Annotated in this window: 27 protein-coding genes; 6 read left to right on the top strand and 21 right to left on the bottom strand. The window is 68.8% G+C overall.

Features of this window, described 5'->3' with window-relative positions; all coding sequences use genetic code 11:
* Positions 1-7: 7 nt before the first annotated feature.
* From QMK24_RS11835 to QMK24_RS41795, 19 genes are all read right to left on the bottom strand, one after another.
* A complete protein-coding gene (locus QMK24_RS11835) occupies positions 8-586 on the bottom strand; it encodes a hypothetical protein (RefSeq protein WP_283465517.1) in 579 nt (192 codons plus the stop codon).
* A gap of 2 nt (positions 587-588) precedes the next feature.
* Positions 589-1,035, bottom strand: a complete 447-nt coding sequence (locus tag QMK24_RS11830) for a hypothetical protein (RefSeq protein ID WP_283465516.1) — start codon at positions 1,033-1,035, stop codon at positions 589-591.
* Positions 1,036-1,178: 143 nt separating this feature from the next.
* Positions 1,179-2,144, bottom strand: a complete 966-nt coding sequence (locus QMK24_RS11825; protein WP_283465515.1) for a DNA-methyltransferase — start codon at positions 2,142-2,144, stop codon at positions 1,179-1,181.
* Positions 2,141-2,353: a hypothetical protein gene (locus QMK24_RS11820; protein ID WP_283465514.1), complete on the bottom strand. Its 213-nt coding sequence runs from the start codon at positions 2,351-2,353 to the stop codon at positions 2,141-2,143. The genes QMK24_RS11825 and QMK24_RS11820 overlap by 4 nt, the downstream gene beginning before the upstream one ends.
* Positions 2,350-2,787, bottom strand: a complete 438-nt coding sequence (locus tag QMK24_RS11815; protein ID WP_283465512.1) for a hypothetical protein — start codon at positions 2,785-2,787, stop codon at positions 2,350-2,352. The genes QMK24_RS11820 and QMK24_RS11815 overlap by 4 nt, the downstream gene beginning before the upstream one ends.
* Entirely contained in the window at positions 2,787-3,026 is a 240-nt protein-coding gene (locus tag QMK24_RS11810) for a hypothetical protein (RefSeq protein ID WP_283465510.1), read from the bottom strand. The genes QMK24_RS11815 and QMK24_RS11810 overlap by 1 nt, the downstream gene beginning before the upstream one ends.
* The gene (locus tag QMK24_RS11805; RefSeq protein WP_283465508.1) at positions 3,023-3,289 is read right to left on the bottom strand and encodes a hypothetical protein; all 267 of its coding nucleotides are present in this window, start codon (positions 3,287-3,289) and stop codon (positions 3,023-3,025) included. The genes QMK24_RS11810 and QMK24_RS11805 overlap by 4 nt, the downstream gene beginning before the upstream one ends.
* Positions 3,286-3,621, bottom strand: a complete 336-nt coding sequence (locus QMK24_RS11800) for a hypothetical protein (protein ID WP_283465507.1) — start codon at positions 3,619-3,621, stop codon at positions 3,286-3,288. The genes QMK24_RS11805 and QMK24_RS11800 overlap by 4 nt, the downstream gene beginning before the upstream one ends.
* Positions 3,614-4,243 carry a hypothetical protein gene (locus QMK24_RS11795; RefSeq protein WP_283465506.1) on the bottom strand — a complete coding sequence of 210 codons (630 nt, stop codon included), beginning with the start codon at positions 4,241-4,243 and terminating at the stop codon, positions 3,614-3,616. The genes QMK24_RS11800 and QMK24_RS11795 overlap by 8 nt, the downstream gene beginning before the upstream one ends.
* Entirely contained in the window at positions 4,236-4,631 is a 396-nt protein-coding gene (locus QMK24_RS11790; RefSeq protein WP_283465505.1) for a hypothetical protein, read from the bottom strand. Before QMK24_RS11790 ends, QMK24_RS11795 begins: the two co-directional genes overlap by 8 nt.
* Entirely contained in the window at positions 4,624-4,995 is a 372-nt protein-coding gene (locus QMK24_RS11785) for a hypothetical protein (protein ID WP_283465504.1), read from the bottom strand. Before QMK24_RS11785 ends, QMK24_RS11790 begins: the two co-directional genes overlap by 8 nt.
* On the bottom strand, positions 4,992-5,240 hold the full coding sequence (locus QMK24_RS11780; RefSeq protein WP_283465503.1) for a hypothetical protein: 249 nt from the start codon (positions 5,238-5,240) through the stop codon (positions 4,992-4,994). The genes QMK24_RS11785 and QMK24_RS11780 overlap by 4 nt, the downstream gene beginning before the upstream one ends.
* Complete coding sequence (locus QMK24_RS11775) at positions 5,237-5,428, bottom strand: hypothetical protein (RefSeq protein ID WP_283465501.1); 192 nt, start codon at positions 5,426-5,428, stop codon at positions 5,237-5,239. Before QMK24_RS11775 ends, QMK24_RS11780 begins: the two co-directional genes overlap by 4 nt.
* Positions 5,425-5,850: a DUF6197 family protein gene (locus QMK24_RS11770; RefSeq protein WP_283465500.1), complete on the bottom strand. Its 426-nt coding sequence runs from the start codon at positions 5,848-5,850 to the stop codon at positions 5,425-5,427. The genes QMK24_RS11775 and QMK24_RS11770 overlap by 4 nt, the downstream gene beginning before the upstream one ends.
* Positions 5,847-6,146, bottom strand: a complete 300-nt coding sequence (locus tag QMK24_RS11765) for a hypothetical protein (RefSeq protein WP_283465499.1) — start codon at positions 6,144-6,146, stop codon at positions 5,847-5,849. Before QMK24_RS11765 ends, QMK24_RS11770 begins: the two co-directional genes overlap by 4 nt.
* Complete coding sequence (locus QMK24_RS11760; RefSeq protein ID WP_283465498.1) at positions 6,143-6,553, bottom strand: hypothetical protein; 411 nt, start codon at positions 6,551-6,553, stop codon at positions 6,143-6,145. Before QMK24_RS11760 ends, QMK24_RS11765 begins: the two co-directional genes overlap by 4 nt.
* Complete coding sequence (locus QMK24_RS11755) at positions 6,550-7,305, bottom strand: hypothetical protein (RefSeq protein ID WP_283465497.1); 756 nt, start codon at positions 7,303-7,305, stop codon at positions 6,550-6,552. Before QMK24_RS11755 ends, QMK24_RS11760 begins: the two co-directional genes overlap by 4 nt.
* Positions 7,306-7,393: 88 nt before the next feature.
* Positions 7,394-7,726, bottom strand: coding sequence for a helix-turn-helix domain-containing protein (locus tag QMK24_RS11750; RefSeq protein ID WP_283465496.1), 333 nt, complete (start codon positions 7,724-7,726; stop codon positions 7,394-7,396).
* The gene (locus tag QMK24_RS41795; RefSeq protein ID WP_502962445.1) at positions 7,716-7,928 is read right to left on the bottom strand and encodes a helix-turn-helix domain-containing protein; all 213 of its coding nucleotides are present in this window, start codon (positions 7,926-7,928) and stop codon (positions 7,716-7,718) included. The genes QMK24_RS11750 and QMK24_RS41795 overlap by 11 nt, the downstream gene beginning before the upstream one ends.
* 244 nt (positions 7,929-8,172) lie before the next feature.
* Here QMK24_RS41795 and QMK24_RS11745 point away from each other — a divergent pair, with 244 nt between their 5' ends.
* From QMK24_RS11745 to QMK24_RS11735, 3 genes are all read left to right on the top strand, one after another.
* On the top strand, positions 8,173-8,688 hold the full coding sequence (locus QMK24_RS11745) for a helix-turn-helix domain-containing protein (protein ID WP_283465495.1): 516 nt from the start codon (positions 8,173-8,175) through the stop codon (positions 8,686-8,688).
* A gap of 109 nt (positions 8,689-8,797) precedes the next feature.
* Positions 8,798-9,016: a hypothetical protein gene (locus QMK24_RS11740; RefSeq protein WP_283465494.1), complete on the top strand. Its 219-nt coding sequence runs from the start codon at positions 8,798-8,800 to the stop codon at positions 9,014-9,016.
* A gap of 81 nt (positions 9,017-9,097) precedes the next feature.
* Positions 9,098-10,387, top strand: coding sequence for a tyrosine-type recombinase/integrase (locus QMK24_RS11735; protein WP_283465493.1), 1,290 nt, complete (start codon positions 9,098-9,100; stop codon positions 10,385-10,387).
* 93 nt (positions 10,388-10,480) lie between these two features.
* Here the strand turns inward: QMK24_RS11735 and QMK24_RS11730 are convergent, their stop codons facing one another.
* Positions 10,481-11,707, bottom strand: a complete 1,227-nt coding sequence (locus QMK24_RS11730) for an acyl-CoA dehydrogenase family protein (protein WP_283465491.1) — start codon at positions 11,705-11,707, stop codon at positions 10,481-10,483.
* 147 nt (positions 11,708-11,854) lie between these two features.
* Between QMK24_RS11730 and QMK24_RS11725 the strand changes: the two genes are divergently transcribed.
* Positions 11,855-12,499, top strand: coding sequence for a TetR/AcrR family transcriptional regulator (locus QMK24_RS11725; protein ID WP_283465489.1), 645 nt, complete (start codon positions 11,855-11,857; stop codon positions 12,497-12,499).
* An 8-nt stretch (positions 12,500-12,507) separates the two neighbouring features.
* Here the strand turns inward: QMK24_RS11725 and def are convergent, their stop codons facing one another.
* Positions 12,508-13,050: a peptide deformylase gene (def, locus tag QMK24_RS11720; RefSeq protein WP_283465486.1), complete on the bottom strand. Its 543-nt coding sequence runs from the start codon at positions 13,048-13,050 to the stop codon at positions 12,508-12,510.
* 182 nt (positions 13,051-13,232) lie between these two features.
* Between def and QMK24_RS11715 the strand changes: the two genes are divergently transcribed.
* The gene (locus QMK24_RS11715) at positions 13,233-14,471 is read left to right on the top strand and encodes a MurT ligase domain-containing protein (protein ID WP_283465485.1); all 1,239 of its coding nucleotides are present in this window, start codon (positions 13,233-13,235) and stop codon (positions 14,469-14,471) included.
* A 21-nt stretch (positions 14,472-14,492) separates the two neighbouring features.
* Complete coding sequence (locus QMK24_RS11710) at positions 14,493-15,221, top strand: type 1 glutamine amidotransferase (protein ID WP_283465484.1); 729 nt, start codon at positions 14,493-14,495, stop codon at positions 15,219-15,221.
* Positions 15,222-15,303 lie beyond the last annotated feature (82 nt).

Below are 15,303 nucleotides of genomic sequence, written 5' to 3'. Positions count from 1 at the left end.
CGAGCGGCTACGGCTTCGCCTTGGCGTCGAGCTGCGGGGCGTCGGCGTAGACCTTGATCGGCTGGGAGGAGACGATCCACGGCTGGTTCGTCTCGATCAGGGCGCCGGTGGTGGTGAAGAAGAACACGCCGTTCTGGCCGCCCTCATTCGGGCCGAACGAGCCGTCGTCACCGATCGCCTCGTTGGTGCACACGATGTGGTCGCCGCCGTAGCCGCAGTGCGTGTTGGCCTGCGTGGACGTCATCTGGCTGCCGGTTGAGGAGACCTTGCCGGTGATGACGTAGTAGCCGACGACCTTGTCGGTGTAGCCGGCGAAGACGTACACGTAGTTCGTGGCGCCCTTGGAGTTGTACTGGGTCAGGCGGCGGGCGAGGTTCTTGCGCTCCAGCGGGTCCGACGGCTCGCCGTTCTTGTACGGGTACGGGACTGCGGCGGTGAACTTCTGGTACTCGATCCCGGCGTCGTCGTTGCTGGACGCCTGCGCCTGGGTGGCGCTGCTGGAGCCGCTGGAGCATGCGGCGGCGCCGGTGCCGAGTGCAGCAAGGGTGGCGATGGCGGCCATGGTGCGTGTGATGGTTCGGTTCATGGTCAGTTGCTCCCGCAGTAGGTGGCGGCGTTGAGGGTGGAGGGCAGGCCGTCGGGGATCCACTGGTGCCCGAGGACGTTGGCGGCGTCGGCGTTGTAGGTGGCGACGTCGGTGCGGCAGTTGAGTTGCGCGCCGAGGTAGTTGGTGCGGTCCTGCTGGGTGGCGTCCTGGCCCTCGGCTGCGGATTTGAGGGTCGTCAGGTTGTCCTGGTCTGCTTTGACCTGGGCGTAGTCGCCGTTGTAGGTCGCCGACCAGTGCTCGCGGTTCTGTGCCGACTGCTGGTCCTTGTGGACGTTGCCCGTACCGGCGGTGTCGGAGCTGAACACTCCGATGGCCCAGATGAGGGCGCCGACGAGGGCTACGACGAGGACGGTGGCGATCAGGATGAGCGCGCCGAGGCCGAAGCCCCGGGCTCCGTCGCCGAGGTCGCGTCGGCTGATGCGTGACATGAGATGGGTCTCCTGGTGATGATCGGGTGGTGGGCTCCCGGCCCAATTCGGATGGGCCGGGAGTTCGGGGGTAGTCCTTCTGCTGGTGCGGCCACCGGGACGGCTCGTGCGCTCACGTCCCGGTGGCCGGGCTGGGGGTGGGGTCAGGCGTCGAGGCTCAGCACGCCCTGTGCGAACCGGTCCTTGGCGAGGTCGTGGTACGCCGGGTTCAGGTCGATGCCGATGTAGGGGCGGTCGAGCTGGCGGGCGGCTGCGCCCGTGGTGCCGGACCCGGAGAACGGGTCGAGGACCGTCCCGCCGGGCTTGCACCCGGCCTTGATGCAGCGGATCGGTAGGTCGATCGGGAACGTTGCAAAGTGCGCGGCGGGGAACGGGCGGGTGCTGATCGACCAGACGTCGCCGGGGTTGGCTCCGGCCGCGTTGAGTTCCCTGCCGCCCCGCTTGTGGCTGCCGACTCCGCCGGTGTTCTTCGCCGGGCCGGTCTTGCCGAGGTCATGCGGCCGGGCTCGGGCGATGTCCTGGTGGTAGAGCGAGCTGGGCGCATGCGGCTCGCGGATGGCGTCGAGGTCGAACCAGTACCGCTGCTGCTTGGTGAGTAGGAAGAGGTGCTCGTGCCTGCCGCTGAGCCGGTCGGTGACGGACTCCGGCATCGCGTTCGGCTTCGACCAGATGATCTCGTTGCGGAGGATCCACCCGTCGTCCTGCAGCGCGAACGCGGTACGCCACGGCATGCCGAGGAGGTTCTTCGGCGGGAGCGCGGTCGTGCCGCGGATTCCCTCGGCGGTGAATGCACGGTCCTCGCGCTGCCCGTTGTCCTGACGGCCCGCTGATCCGGGAGGGTAGGCGTAGCTGTCCCCGAGGTTGAGCCACAGCGTCCCGTCGTCAGCCAGGACCCGGCGGGCCTCGGCGAACACGCTGCGCATCGTCTCGACGTACTCGGCGGGCGTGGACTCCAGCCCGTACTGGCCGGGCGTGCCGTAATTGCGGAGCCCGAAGTACGGCGGGCTGGTGACGATGCAGTCGACGGAGCCGGCGGGCATGGTCCGCAGGACGTCCAGGGTGTCGCCGAGGAGCAGCGTCACCTGGTCATCTTCGTAGTAGAGAGTCATCGCAGGCCCCCCTTTCGCTTCTGACAGCCGCAGACCTCGGCGTCGAACCCGTACAGGGCGAGCTGGCACGCCCCGCGATGGAGAGGCACGGGCCCGTTCGGCGGGATGTCCAGCGCGGTGAAGTCCAGGGCCGCAGCCCAGCCGGTGGCGTAGAGGTCGAAGCCGTCGACGGTCAGGACCGTGTCGTCGACGAACAGTGCGGCGGTCACAGGGCACCGACCAGGTCCGCCTTGGCGAGGGATGTGACGCGGATGTTCTGCGTGACGTCGCCGCTGCGGGCCTCGACGACCTCGGCGAAGATCGGCGACGCGGTCTCGGCCGTGACCTCGGGGTCGACGAGAGGGCCCGCGATCTCTTCGAGCTTGGTAACGGTGATCTTGAGTTCGGCGGCCCGCAACTCCAGGGCGGCGATGACCTCCCCGTCCTCGATCGACTTCTCGCCGACCTCGATCCAGCGGTCGTGGAACCAGCCCCGCTCCTTCTCCAGCTCGGCGATGGCGGCGGCGGAAACCTTGTCGCGTGCCGCCCAGGCCGCATTGACCTTCACCAGCTGCTGGTTGTCCCGGGTGAGGCGCACGATCTCGGCGCGCATCTCGGGCTCGGTGAGGCGGCGGCGGGTCCCACGACCGGAGAAGAGGCGCATCACGCACCGACCCGGGTGTCAGCGAGGATGAAGTAGCGGTCGTTCTCCACGTCGCGGATGTCCAGGTAGCCCTGGCCGGCGAGGTGCTTGAGGTCGTCGCGCGCGGTTGATCGGTACGTTCCCAGCGCTTCCGCCTTGAAGAAGGTCATCGTGCGGCGGGTGGTCCACCGGCCACCCTCGGAGCGGATCGCCGCGAGGAGTCGGCTGCGGCGGAAGTTGAGACCGGTCTCGGTGGTCACGGCGTCTCCTTGCGGGGTGCGGGTACGGGGCAGAGCTTCGTCGGGGACGTCGGATCGGCGAAGGGCTCGACGGGGTAGTCACCGGCGAGCCAGGACGAGTCCCGCTTCGTGACCTCGGTGAAGGGCCGGTCGCGCTCGAAGTGCGAGGCGGAGGATTCGGCCCGGTCCAGCAGCCGGCCGAACCAGGCGACGGCGCCGACGAGGCAGGCGGCGGAGACCGCGAACGCGGCCACGACGGCAAGGACGGCGGCGAGGATCCTCATGCGATCACCGGCTCGCCGTCGAGCTTCGAGAGGTCGGCTACCAGGTCGTCGAGGGCGGCGACCGCCTTGTCCCGCTCGGCCGTCAGGCGATCCACCTCGGCCAGCAGCACGCCCATGTCGCCGTGCGCGGACAGGACGAACTCGCGGTTCTCCGCGGCGTGCCACCCGTCGAACCGAAGGACGCCGATGTACCGACGCCAACCGCTGATCATGGTGCGGACCAGGTCGGGGTCCGTGTGCGGCTCGGGGTCGAGGTGCCAGCCCCCGCCATCGGAGGCGGCATGGCGCCGACGGATCGTGTCGATGTACTTCTCGGCCGGGAGCTCAGGCATGGTCGGCACCGCCCTCGACCTGCACGGTGTCGCGGTCGCCTGCGTCGGTGACGTCGAGACCGACGCCGTGCTCCCAGCCGTCCGGGTCGTCGCCGTTCAGGACATCCGCGAGTTCGTTGGCGCAGTCCGCGAGCTGGTCGGAGCGTCCCCGCTGCTTGTCGGCCATGCCCGGGGTTTCGTCCATGACCTTGGACTTGGAGAACTCCAGGTGCTCGCCGCTTGCCGTCCGCCACCCATCGACGAGCTTCGTCGCGTTGGCGCGGAAGTCGGCCACCTCGGCCGTCAGACGCTCGTTCTCCGTGAGCAGCCACTCCACGACGGGGGCGATCTCGTTGCCCAGCGGCATCGGCACCCGGCGCGGGTAGCCGTTCGGGGACAGGTGACCCCGGATGTTCAACAGGTCAGTCTCGGCGGCCACCATGCGGAGTCGGCGGTTCTCGGACCAGGTGACTTGCTGGGCCAGCTCGGCGGTCAGCCGGTCGACTTCGGCGCTGAGCGTCAGCGCGATCTGGTGCAGCGCCTGCGCGGTGCCGTTGCCGTAGGTGGCGACGGTGAACTCGGCGCGCTCGCCGTACTGGGCGAGGCGGATCTGGGCGGCGTGCGGGGACATGGGGTCAGACATGGTCGCCACCGCCCAGGTTCAGCGGTTCCCAGATCGCGCGGATCGTGATGGCGCGGTCGACCAGCCAGGCCCGCACTGCGGGTTCGTCGGCCTCGGTGACGATGCACTCGGTGGAGCGGAGGATCGCCTTGCGCTGGAGAACCCAGAAGACGAGGAGCTTGTCGGGACCGGGCTCGTCGCCCTCTTCCAGGTCTTCGGCGTTGTCGCGCTGCCAGTCCCAGCGGAACACCAGGTTCATGTCCGGGTCGTTGTCGCCCCACTCCGCGTGGAACTCCGTCCAGGACTCGTACTCGGCGTGGACGTCGGCCCGCCTGTGGCCGCCGACGTAGAAGTTGCCCTGCGTGCAGTAGTACGGGTGGTCGACTTCCCACAGGTGCTGATCAGACATGGCGGCCTTCCTGGGGCGCGGTGGTGGTGGCGGCGGGGCCGAGCGCGGTGTTGTGGGCGTCCTGGGCGACGGCGATCAGCCGCCATGTGGAGAAGGTCTTCTCGACCTCGGTCAACGTCTGCTGGCCGTCAGTGCCTGCGAACCCGACCGCTGCCTCGGCGAGGTCGTCGAGGAACCCGTCCAGGTCGTCGTCGTCCAGGAGCAGCGCCCACGGCAGTGCGGGCCCGGCCCAGTCGGCGGCGTTCAGCGCATCGATCTCGGCGAGGAGTTCCCGCAGAGCCAGCGCCCACGTACCCGGGGCCGGATGCGGCGGGAGGTCTGCGCGGATCTGTGCGATACGGGCGGGAGACGGGCGGGCCGTCATGACGCACCCCCGATGTACCGGGCGAGCACAGCGGTCTCGTCTCCGGCGCTCTGTGTGCGGGCCTCGAACGACCCGGCCGGCAGGTACGCCTCAAGCCGGTACGCGGCCTCGATCTGCTTCATCACGGACTTCGCCGAGTACGACGTCGGGTACGAGCCCACCGGCATCCACACGCCCGGCTCGGCCTTCATCCGGGCAGCAGCCTCAACGTGCGAGGCGCGCGGGCGCTGCTTCCAGCGGCTCATGACGTCACCGCCATGTCGTCGGCGTGGAACACGGCGTGCACTCGCTCGATCAGCCGGACGTAGGAGACTTCTTCCTGCGGCGACCAATCAGCCTCCGCATCCCCGTGGACCATGTGGAAGCGGCGGTCAGCCTCAGCGATCGCGTCCTGCTCGGCGTCGGTGAACTCGGCTTGCAGTTGCGGGCTCATACCGACACCGCCGATGCATCAGCAGCCGCCTCAAGCACGGCGACGACCGTCTCGACCGTGCGGCCCTCAACGTCACCCCAGGCCGCGATGTGCTCCTCCAGCGAGACGATGTCGCCCCAGTACGGGCCGACCTCGCCGCCGACTTCCAGCCGCAGTGCGAGCAGGCCGATCGCCTCGTCAGCCAGCGGCGACGGCGTATGCGGGTTGCCGACCACCACGCACTTGAGCGCGGCCACGATCGACAGCGGGCGCAGGAAGTGCGGGATGCACATCTCCCGATCGAACACGTCCGGGCAGTAGTCGCCCTGGTAGTGGCCGTTCGCCACGAGGAGCCGGGCGGCGGCACGGAACACGGCGGGGACGGTCATCGGGCGCAGTGGCCGCACCGGCAGCGGCGGGCGGGACACGGAGGTGGTGCTCATGCCGTCACCCGCTTCGCGTTGGCCGGCTGCCACGTCGGGTCGATGGTGACGAGCTCGGGGTGGGCGGCGGCCATCGCGGCGTAGGAACGGTCGGCGTCAACGTCCAGGAAGTGCCGGTCCGGGTCCGTCAGCTGCATGCGGCGCCTCGTCACCTCAAGGTGATGCAGGCGGTGCGCGGGGACGGACTCAGCGGCGCGGACGAGGACCACCCCGGGCTTCGGCGGCTCGGGCTTGCGGGGCAGGACCGGCGGGGGGATGACCGGGGCTGCGGCGGTCGAGTGGTCGGCGATGGTCATCGGGCACCGCCTCCGTCGAGCACTCGCAGGCCGGCGCGGGGGCCGTGAACGGTCTCGGCCTCGGGGTCCTTCACGTCCACGAACCGGCCCGCGATACGCAGCAGGTTGCGGACGATGGCCTTCGTTTCCGGGTTCGAGAACCGCGACGGCGCGCGCTCCAACTGCTGAGCCAGAGCCAGCCACGCCTCATCTGCTCCGGTGGCCCGCAGGTACTTCGCGCCGCACTTCGCATGCCACCAGGTGAAGAAGATCCGGGTGATCTGCTCGCCCTCAGCCGGGACCCTGTCGCAGCCAGGGCACTTCGTACCCCAGGCGATCGACTCGATCGTGTGCCCGTCTTCGTAGACGTGCGTGGATGCGGCGAACGCGCCCTTGGACTCGGAGACGTCGATGCGGATGGTGTTCACGCCGCACCGCCCTCGATCGAGAGGCGGAAGGTGTCATCGAGTTCAAGGCGCATTTGGATGCCCTGGAACGCACGCAGGTCACGGTCGGTTTCCACCGCGCGCCGCAGGAGTTCCGGCACCGCGTGCGCGTGGACCTCCCAGGCGCTTCCGGTGAACCAGAACAGGCCCTTGTGCGCGGCTTTCGGCTCGAACGACTGCCGCAGCACCCCGGCGGTACGCAGCCGGCGCCGCAGCATGTTCTCGCCCCAGTCGACGCCGTAGCGCTGGCGGATCACCGCGCACGCCTCGAACCACGTCCACGTCAGCGGACCACCGGCGGCCCGGCGGGCGAGCGCCTCCGTCTCCAGGTCGCGGATCGCCTGCTCCGAGTCCAGCAGGTAGCGCCGCACCTGGCGGGCGACTTCCGACTGCGTGAGGAGCATCGCCACATTCAGCAGCGTGCGACGGTCGAACAAGGCCAGCGACCGGGCTTGCGAGGTGATGCCACAGAGGGCCTTCAGGGACCTCAGTTCCTGGCCGGTGAGCACGTCGTAGCCGTTGGCCTCCAACTCGCCGCGGTTGTCCTTGACCAGCGACTTGATGGCCTCGATCGCCACGTCGAAGTAGGCGGCGACGCCTTCGGTTGTGACGTGCAGGCTGTCGGGGAGAAGCGGGATGGTCCGCACCTTCTCCAGTACGTCGATGCGGGTGCCGTACTGCTGTCGCGCGGTACGCGACTCGATCAGCACCGCCTCATTGGGCAGAATGGACACGAGGTCCACCTCTCTGTCTTCGCGGATGTGTAGGTGGATCGAAGGGCTCGGCCGGTGTCTGGTAGGCCCGGTCGGGCCCGCTTGCTGCCTAGGCGGCAGCGGATGCGGTGGTGTCGACGCCCTGCGTTGCGGGGTCGATCTCGTTCTGTTCTGCGATGGCGCGAATGTGCCGTGCCCTGAAGCGCGGGAAGCGACCGACGAACGTGAAGGGGATCGTTCGGGCGGTGATCCGCTCCGTCACCCAGTTCTCGGTGACGCCGAGGATCTCGGCGGCCTCGGCGGGGCGGAAGCACTTGAGCTCGGGGTCGATCTGCGGCCGGGCCCGGACGATTGCTTCCAGGGCGGCCATGAGGCGTTCTATGACGACGGGGTCGAGGCACTGCGAGCTGGCCTCGGGGGGCCTTGCCAGGTCAGTTGTCACGGGGCTTCTCCCTTGTGATTGCACCTATGGGGGTGTTGAGTGCGGCGGCGACGCTGCGGAGGGTTTCGTCACTTGCTCCCTGCTGACCGGTTTCGACCCGGGACCAGTAGCCCGGGTCTTTTCCGATGAGGTACGCGAGCCGTCTCAGGCTGAATCCACGGGCCTCACGGATGGTCCTGATTGCGGCTCCGTTCGGTTTCACAACACCTAACGTAAACGCAATGACACTTGATCGCAAGGTGTTCAACGGGATTCGGAAGGTCTCGATACGGCTTCATTGGGTGTTCGCTACGCTCCGTCAGGCCAATGGGGGCGTGACGGGGGTTGCGGCGGGCGCCCTACGCGCGAGTAGAGGCAACAGTTATGCGCCGCGAGCACCGGTTATTACTGGTCAATTGGGTGCAGGTGTAGGTGCGCGTTGCCTATCGCTGGGGCATGATGACCCCATGAGCCACGACTGGGCGCAGATGGCTGCTGCCGTAAAACAGGCACGGGAGGACCGCGGCCTGACGCAGATGCAGCTAGCGGAGCTTCTGGGCGTCAGTGAGTCGACGATCCAGAACATCGAGGACGCCAAGCGGGTCTGGAGCAGACGGCCTCCGACCTACGGACTGATCGAGCGCGAGTTCTGGACGCCAGGATCAGTCGCGGCGGTGCTCGCCGGCGGCAAGCCGACGCCGAAACCAGACGACAGTGCCTCCGTGTCCGATGACGCCAAAGCCCCCGTCCGTCCGCAACTACCGCTCCGGGTGCAACACGAACTTGACCGCGAGGTCGTCGACACCGAGATCATCGAGCTGCGCCGCGGCGGCATGAAGATGGTCGTCGTGCTCACTCGCGACGCCGCCATTCAGGCCGGCGAGGACGAGTTGATCGAGGACTTCGCCGAGTGGAGCCGCGTGCAGCGCGAGATTCGGGGCATCGTCGCGCAAGTCCCTAACGGTGAACCGACCAGCACCTAGGCTGGCTTGGGGAACCTCGACCGATTGGTTCACACTTCACCCATAGGTGTGATTGCATTCCTTATACCTGCGAGGGGGCTCACCGCTCGGCATGGTAAGGGGAACGTACATGCGGATCCGGGATGTGCCGGTGCGCTTTGAGCGTGTACCGAGTTTGCCCCACGGTGGGAAGCTGGCCGTCGATGAACTGCCAGGCGAGGACACGGTCGTATGGGTTCGCGATGATCAGAACGACGAGGATGTAGCCCTTCTCCTCTGCGAGATCTGGGCTCTCGGCGGTCGCCCCATGCTGACCGAACTGGTCGAAGCAACGATGCTCGCATCCTGAGCTCTACCTGCAGTGCGGTGAGGCATGCACCCGGGAGCCTCACCGGACGGCAGGTAGGCCACTCCCTCACGGAGGATCGACATGGCGCACGCAGAAAGGCGCTGGTCAAAGAAGGCCAAGCGGTGGTACTGGCGCGTGAAGTTCAAGCTCCCCAACGGCAAGTGGGGGTCGGCATCGGTCGACGACTTCGGCAACAGGTTCACGACCGAAGCGCTGGCGGAGAAGTACGGCCACGCCCAGGAGACGGACGTGGACCGGCAGGTCTTCATCAACCGGCGTGACGGCGACATCACCGTTGCGGCCTGGTCGAAGCTCTGGCTTGACTCCATCGACGTCGGACCGTTGAGCGAAAAGGAGTATCGCCTGCGGACCAAGAACCATGTGCTCCCGGAATGGGGGACGGTCAAGGTCCGTGATCTTTCGGCGGTGTCCGTGGCCGCATGGGAGAAGGGACTCCGCAAGCAGCTCAGCAAGAACTATGCGGACGGGGTGATCTCCACGTTCCGCACAATGATGGATGACGCCGTCAAGAACAAGCTCCGCGGGGATAACCCGGTGGCGTCACGCAAGTCGGGCCGGCGAGGTAAGTACGTCCCTAAGACGAAGGCGGTGAAGGTGACCGCAACGCCTCGCCAGGTGTTGCTGATTGCCCGCAACGCCAGCATCATGCGCGGCTTCAACGAGTACGTCCTCGTGCTCACGGCGGCTTACACCGGCCAGCGCATCGGCGAACTGGCTGCCCTGCACAGGGATCAGTTGGAGCTGACGGATGCAGGCGCGGGCTTCCGCATGCACGTCACGCACCAGAGCCAGTACGTGGAGGGCGAGTTCGTTGAGATCGACGCGAAGTACGACTCCGGCCGTGGACTGATCATCCCGAGGTTCCTTGCTGAGCTCCTGCAGCAGTTGGTCGACTCGCGCCCCGACTCCGAGTGGGTGTTCTCTGCTCCCAAGGGGGGCCGGCTCATCCGGGGTGGCGAGTGGTACGCCGAGACGTGGCGTCACATGGTCAATGGCCGGGCGCCCCGGCCTGTCGTGCGCGGCGCGAAGGCCCGCACTGGGGTGCCCCCGGTTCTCGGCGTGGCGGGCTTGGTGCCCCACGGCATGCGCCACTCTCAGAAGGTCTGGTTGGACGAAGGGGATCTGCCGCGGGTCGCGGTCGAGGCGCGGATGGGGCACGTGCTTCCTGGTGTCGAGGGAACCTACTCTCATGTCACACTGGTGATGGAGCTGCGCATCGCCGAGCACCTGCAGTCGCTGTGGGAAGACTCGCTCCGCGTCGTGATTGACCGACGCGAGTACGGCCCGTTCCCCCCTCTGGAGACCGCCCGCCGGAAACGATCTCCAAGGAATCGCCCAAAAGATCTCTGAGCGTTCATGTGCACGTCAAAAGGGCCCCTCTCCATGATCGGAGAGGGGCCCTTTTGGATGGAGTGTCTACGCGCGTCTTGCTGCTGACTCTCGTCAGCGGATCGGCATGCCCGACAGGGTGCGGGCGATGACCAGGCGCTGGATCTCGCTGGTGCCCTCGAAGATCGTGTAGATCGCCGCGTCGCGGTGCATACGCTCGACGGGGTACTCGCGGGTGTAACCGTTGCCGCCGAGGATCTGCATGGCCTGGGCGGTGACGGTCTTGGCCGTCTCGCCAGCGTAGAGCTTGGACATGGAGCCCTCGGCCGAGGTGAAGGGCCGGCCGGCCGCGGCCATCCAGGAGGCGCGCCAGACCAGGAGCCGGGCGGCGTCGATCTGGGTGCGCATGTCGGCGAGCTGGAAGGCGATGCCCTGGTTGTCGATGATCGGGCGGCCGAACTGGACGCGGGTCTTCGCGTAGTCGAGGGCAACCTCGTAGGCGGCGCGGGCGATGCCGACGGCCTGGGCGCCCACGGCGGGGCGGGATGCCTCGAAGGTGGCCATCGCGGCGTTCTTGACGCGCTCCCCGCCGGTCTTGGCCCGCTCGTGCGCGCGGGCGAGGCGCTCGTCGAGCTTCTCCTTGCCGCCCAGCAGGCACTCGCCGGGGATACGGCAGTCCTCGAGGACGACCTCGGCGGTGTGGGAGGCGCGGATGCCGTGCTTCTTGAACTTCTGCCCCTGGGACAGGCCCGGGGTGTTCGGCGGAACGATGAACGAGGCGTGGCCCTTGGAGCCCAGTTCGGGGTCGACGACGGCGACCACGACATGGACGGCCGCGATGCCGCCGTTGGTCGCCCAGGTCTTGGTGCCGTTGAGCACCCATTCGTCCTTGGCTTCGTCGTAGACCGCGCGGGTGCGCATCGCGGACACATCGGAACCCGCGTCCGGCTCCGACGAACAGAAGGCGGCGACCTTGACGTCGTTGGCGTCGCCGTACATCTGCGGGACCCAGGTGCCGATCTGCTCCTCGGTGCCGTTGGCGAGGACGCCGACGGCGGCCAGACCGGTGCCGACGATGGACAGGCCGATGCCGGCGTCGCCCCAGAACAGCTCCTCCATGGCCATGGGGATGCCGAGGCCGGTGGGGTCGAAGAACTGCTGAGCGTAGAAGTCGAGGGAATAGAGGCCGATCTTCGCGGCTTCCTGAATGACGGGCCAGGGCGTCTCTTCGCGTTCGTCCCACTCAGCGGCGGCCGGGCGCATGACATCGGCGGCGAAGCCGTGGATCCAGTCGCGCACGGACTTCTGGTCGTCGTTGAGCTCGAGCGTGAAGTCGCCCATAACCCCTCCACCTGGTTGTTACTTGCGGTAACATCAGTGTGTTACTCGCGAGTAGGGGATGTCAACTCCCCACCGTGAACCCGGCCGCACCGACCGGGGTGTTACGTTGCGCAGAGTGCACGAAATCGAACAGACAGGGAGTACCGGGTGGACACCGGCCAGCGGCAGGACCAGCGGACGGCGACCGAGCGACGGCGCAAAGAGCTGCTCGAGGCCGCCGACCGCGTCGTACTGCGGGATGGTCCCGAGGCTTCCATGAACGCCATCGCGGCCGAGGCCGGAATCACCAAGCCGATTCTCTATCGTCACTTCGGCGACAAGAGCGGCCTGTACCGGGCGCTGGCCCAGCGGCACACCGACGCGCTGCTCGGGGCGCTGCGCGCCGCCCTCGACTCCCCCAACGACCGCCGGGACCGGGTGGAGGCCACCCTGCACGCCTACCTCGCCGCGATCGAGGCGCGCCCCCAGGTCTACCGCTTTCTGATGCACCCGGCCGAGGCGACGGGCGACGCGGACAAGGGCTTCGACATCGGCCGCCACTCCTCCTCGCTGCTGCGGCGGATGGGCGAGGATCTGGCCGAAGTCATCGCCGAGCGGGTCGATCTGGGGCCGCAGAGCCAGGATCTGGCGCGGGTGTGGGGCCATGGCATCGTCGGCATGATGCACGCGGCGGGCGACTGGTGGCTCAGCGAACGCCCTTGCTCGCGCGACCAGTTGGTCAGCCATCTCGCCGATCTGCTGTGGGGGCGGCTGGCCGCGGCCGGCGACCGGGCGGGCAGCCCGGGCCTGTAGCCACCGGCTTACGGTGTCGCCCACGGCGCGCGCCGCGCGGCCCGCAGGGCCAGGCGGCGGCGCAGCCCGCCGAGGCGGTCGGTGAACAGGCCGCCGTCGAGGTGGTCGCATTCGTGCTGCAGACAGCGGGCGAAGAAGCCGGTGCCGACGATCCGCACCGGCTCGCCGAGGACGTCGAAGCCCTCCACCACCGTGTGGTCGTAGCGGGCGGTGCCGGCGTTGATGCCCGGCAGCGACAGGCAGCTCTCGGATCCGGTGACGGTGACGCCGTCGGCCTCCACCAGCCGGGGGTTGACGAGGTGCCCCAGGTGCCGCACGTCCTCGTCGTCGGGACAGTCGTAGACGAACACCCGCCGGGCCACACCGATCTGGTTGGCGGCGAGCCCGACGCCCTCGGCGGAGTACATGGTGGCGAACATGTCCTCTACGAGGAGCGCCAGTTCCGCGTCGAAAGCGGTCACCTCGGCGCACGCGGCATGCAGCACCGGGTCGCCGAGCAGGCGCATCGGACGGATTGTGCCGGTACTGCCGGGGATGGTGCCTCGTCGCATGCCGGACAGCGTAGAGCCTGACCGCGGAGGGGCGGCGCCGTGCGGGGACGGTGCGGGAATGTAGATAGGCTGATCCGAGACCGATGGCCTCCCGGGTGTTGGATCGGCGTGGAGGGGCGGACAGTCGGCCACCGCGAGGCAGGTGCAGCTGTGGGGGCCGGACGCGAGGAGGATGTAAGACGATGGCAGGCAACTCGGAGCCGCTGACTCCGCGGGCCAAGCTGGCCGTGACGGCGGGCAAGGCGGCGGCGGCGGTGTCCCGTGCGGCGGGCCGTGGCAGCGGATCGGTGATCGGCGGACGGGTGGCTCTCAGGGTCGACCCCGACCTCTTGGCCCGGCTGGCCGGCCACCTCGACGTGGTGCTGGTCTCGGCGACCAACGGCAAGACGACGACCACCCGGCTGCTCGCGGAGGCGCTGCGGGCCAACGGCCCGGTCGTCTCCAACGCTCTGGGCGCGAACATGCCGGCCGGTATCACCTCGGCGCTGGCCGGCGGCGCGGACGCCCGCTACGGCGTGATCGAGGTCGACGAGAAGTACCTGGCCGGTGTCGCCCGGGACGTCGCCCCCAAGGCCATCGCCCTGCTCAACCTCTCCCGCGACCAGCTCGACCGCGCGGCCGAGACCCGCATGCTCGCCGAGCACTGGCGCGAGGGCCTGTCCGGCACGGACGCCATCGTCATCGCCAACGCCGACGACCCGCTGATCACCTGGGCCGCATCCTCCTGCCCCACCGTGGTGTGGGTCGCCGCCGGCCAGGAGTGGAAGGACGACGCCTGGTCGTGCCCCTCGTGCGGCGGTGTCCTGCAACGCCCCTCCGACGACTGGTTCTGCGGTGACTGCGGCTTCCGCCGCCCCACCCCGACCTGGGCGCTCTCCGGCGACCATGTCATCGACCCGTACGGCGCTGCCTGGCCCATCCGGCTGCAGCTGCCGGGGCGGGCGAACAAGTCGAACGCGGCCGTCTCCGCCGCCGCGGCGGCCGCCTTCGGGGTGGACCCGAAGGTCGCGCTGGAGCGGATGTACGCGGTGCAGGCAGTGGCCGGGCGCTACGACGTCGTCACGTACCTCGAACGCGAGCTGCGGCTGCTGCTGGCGAAGAACCCGGCCGGCTGGCTGGAGACGTTCTCCCTCATCGACGGCCCGCCCGCCCCGGTGATCCTTTCCGTCAACGCCCGCGGCGCCGACGGCACCGACACCTCCTGGCTGTGGGACGTGGACTACACCCGGCTCGCCGGGCACCCGATCTACGTCATCGGCGACCGCAAGCTGGACCTCGCGGTCCGCCTGGAAGTCGCGGGCCTGAACTTCCGGGTCTGCGCGGACCTCGACGAGGCGGTGCGCTCGGCGCCGCCCGGCCGGATCGAGACCATCGCCAACTACACCGCCTTCCAGGACCTGCGCCGCCGCGTCGGCAACTGACCCGGACAAGGAGAAGCAAGCATGAGCGATTCCAGCCTTCGCCTGGTGTGGGTCTACCCCGACCTGCTGAGCACCTACGGAGACCAGGGCAATGCCCTGGTGGTGGAGCGGCGCGCGCGCCAGCGCCGCCTCAATGTCAGCCGGGTCGACGTCCGCTCCGACCAGCCGATCCCCACCTCTGGCGACATCTACCTCATCGGCGGCGGTGAGGACCGTCCGCAGCGGCTGGCCGCGGAGCGGCTGCGCCGGGACGGCGGCCTGAACCGGGCGGTCGCCAACGGCGCGATCGTGTTCTCGGTGTGCGCCGGCTACCAGATCCTCGGCCATGAGTTCGTCAACGACCTGGGCCGCCCCGAGCAGGGCCTGGGCCTGCTCGACGTCGTCAGCGTGCGCGGCGACGGCGAGCGGTGCGTCGGGGACGTCCTGGCCGACATCGACCCCCGGCTCGGCCTGCCGCCGCTGACGGGATTCGAGAACCACCAGGGCATCACCCACGTCGGCCCGAACGCGCGTCCGCTCGCGACGCTCCGGACCGGCAAGGGCAACGGGACCGGCGACGGGACCGAGGGCGCCTACAACGACACGGTCTTCGGGACGTACATGCACGGCCCGGTGATGGCCCGCAACCCGCAGATCGCCGACCTGCTGCTGAAGCTGGCGCTTGACGTCAACGCCCTGCCGCCGGTCGACGACCAGTGGTACGAGGCGCTGCGCACGGAGCGGATCGCGGCCGCGGGCCAGCCGGCCTGACGCGGGATGCGGTGTCCGCAGTGCGGGCGGCTGTGCGCCGTCGGCGCGCGGCTGGCTAAGGTAGCGGGGATCCATCCGGACG

This window comes from Streptomyces sp. PH10-H1 (assembly GCF_030063355.1).
In the GTDB taxonomy this organism is placed as follows: Bacteria; Actinomycetota; Actinomycetes; order Streptomycetales; family Streptomycetaceae; genus Actinacidiphila.
This window is presented reverse-complemented; position numbering and strand designations above follow the sequence as displayed.

Bases quoted from the DNA above. Each gene is read 5' to 3' on its own strand.
- QMK24_RS11835 (WP_283465517.1), bottom strand. From the start codon at position 586: ATGAACCGAACCATCACACGCACCATGGCCGCCATCGCCACCCTTGCT.
- QMK24_RS11830 (WP_283465516.1), bottom strand. From the start codon at position 1,035: ATGTCACGCATCAGCCGACGCGACCTCGGCGACGGAGCCCGGGGCTTC.
- QMK24_RS11825 (WP_283465515.1), bottom strand. From the start codon at position 2,144: ATGACTCTCTACTACGAAGATGACCAGGTGACGCTGCTCCTCGGCGAC.
- QMK24_RS11815 (WP_283465512.1), bottom strand. From the start codon at position 2,787: ATGCGCCTCTTCTCCGGTCGTGGGACCCGCCGCCGCCTCACCGAGCCC.
- QMK24_RS11805 (WP_283465508.1), bottom strand. From the start codon at position 3,289: ATGAGGATCCTCGCCGCCGTCCTTGCCGTCGTGGCCGCGTTCGCGGTC.
- QMK24_RS11800 (WP_283465507.1), bottom strand. From the start codon at position 3,621: ATGCCTGAGCTCCCGGCCGAGAAGTACATCGACACGATCCGTCGGCGC.
- QMK24_RS11795 (WP_283465506.1), bottom strand. From the start codon at position 4,243: ATGTCTGACCCCATGTCCCCGCACGCCGCCCAGATCCGCCTCGCCCAG.
- QMK24_RS11790 (WP_283465505.1), bottom strand. From the start codon at position 4,631: ATGTCTGATCAGCACCTGTGGGAAGTCGACCACCCGTACTACTGCACG.
- QMK24_RS11785 (WP_283465504.1), bottom strand. From the start codon at position 4,995: ATGACGGCCCGCCCGTCTCCCGCCCGTATCGCACAGATCCGCGCAGAC.
- QMK24_RS11780 (WP_283465503.1), bottom strand. From the start codon at position 5,240: ATGAGCCGCTGGAAGCAGCGCCCGCGCGCCTCGCACGTTGAGGCTGCT.
- QMK24_RS11775 (WP_283465501.1), bottom strand. From the start codon at position 5,428: ATGAGCCCGCAACTGCAAGCCGAGTTCACCGACGCCGAGCAGGACGCG.
- QMK24_RS11770 (WP_283465500.1), bottom strand. From the start codon at position 5,850: ATGAGCACCACCTCCGTGTCCCGCCCGCCGCTGCCGGTGCGGCCACTG.
- QMK24_RS11765 (WP_283465499.1), bottom strand. From the start codon at position 6,146: ATGACCATCGCCGACCACTCGACCGCCGCAGCCCCGGTCATCCCCCCG.
- QMK24_RS11745 (WP_283465495.1), top strand. From the start codon at position 8,173: ATGAGCCACGACTGGGCGCAGATGGCTGCTGCCGTAAAACAGGCACGG.
- QMK24_RS11740 (WP_283465494.1), top strand. From the start codon at position 8,798: ATGCGGATCCGGGATGTGCCGGTGCGCTTTGAGCGTGTACCGAGTTTG.
- QMK24_RS11735 (WP_283465493.1), top strand. From the start codon at position 9,098: ATGGCGCACGCAGAAAGGCGCTGGTCAAAGAAGGCCAAGCGGTGGTAC.
- QMK24_RS11730 (WP_283465491.1), bottom strand. From the start codon at position 11,707: ATGGGCGACTTCACGCTCGAGCTCAACGACGACCAGAAGTCCGTGCGC.
- def (WP_283465486.1), bottom strand. From the start codon at position 13,050: ATGCGACGAGGCACCATCCCCGGCAGTACCGGCACAATCCGTCCGATG.
- QMK24_RS11715 (WP_283465485.1), top strand. From the start codon at position 13,233: ATGGCAGGCAACTCGGAGCCGCTGACTCCGCGGGCCAAGCTGGCCGTG.
- QMK24_RS11710 (WP_283465484.1), top strand. From the start codon at position 14,493: ATGAGCGATTCCAGCCTTCGCCTGGTGTGGGTCTACCCCGACCTGCTG.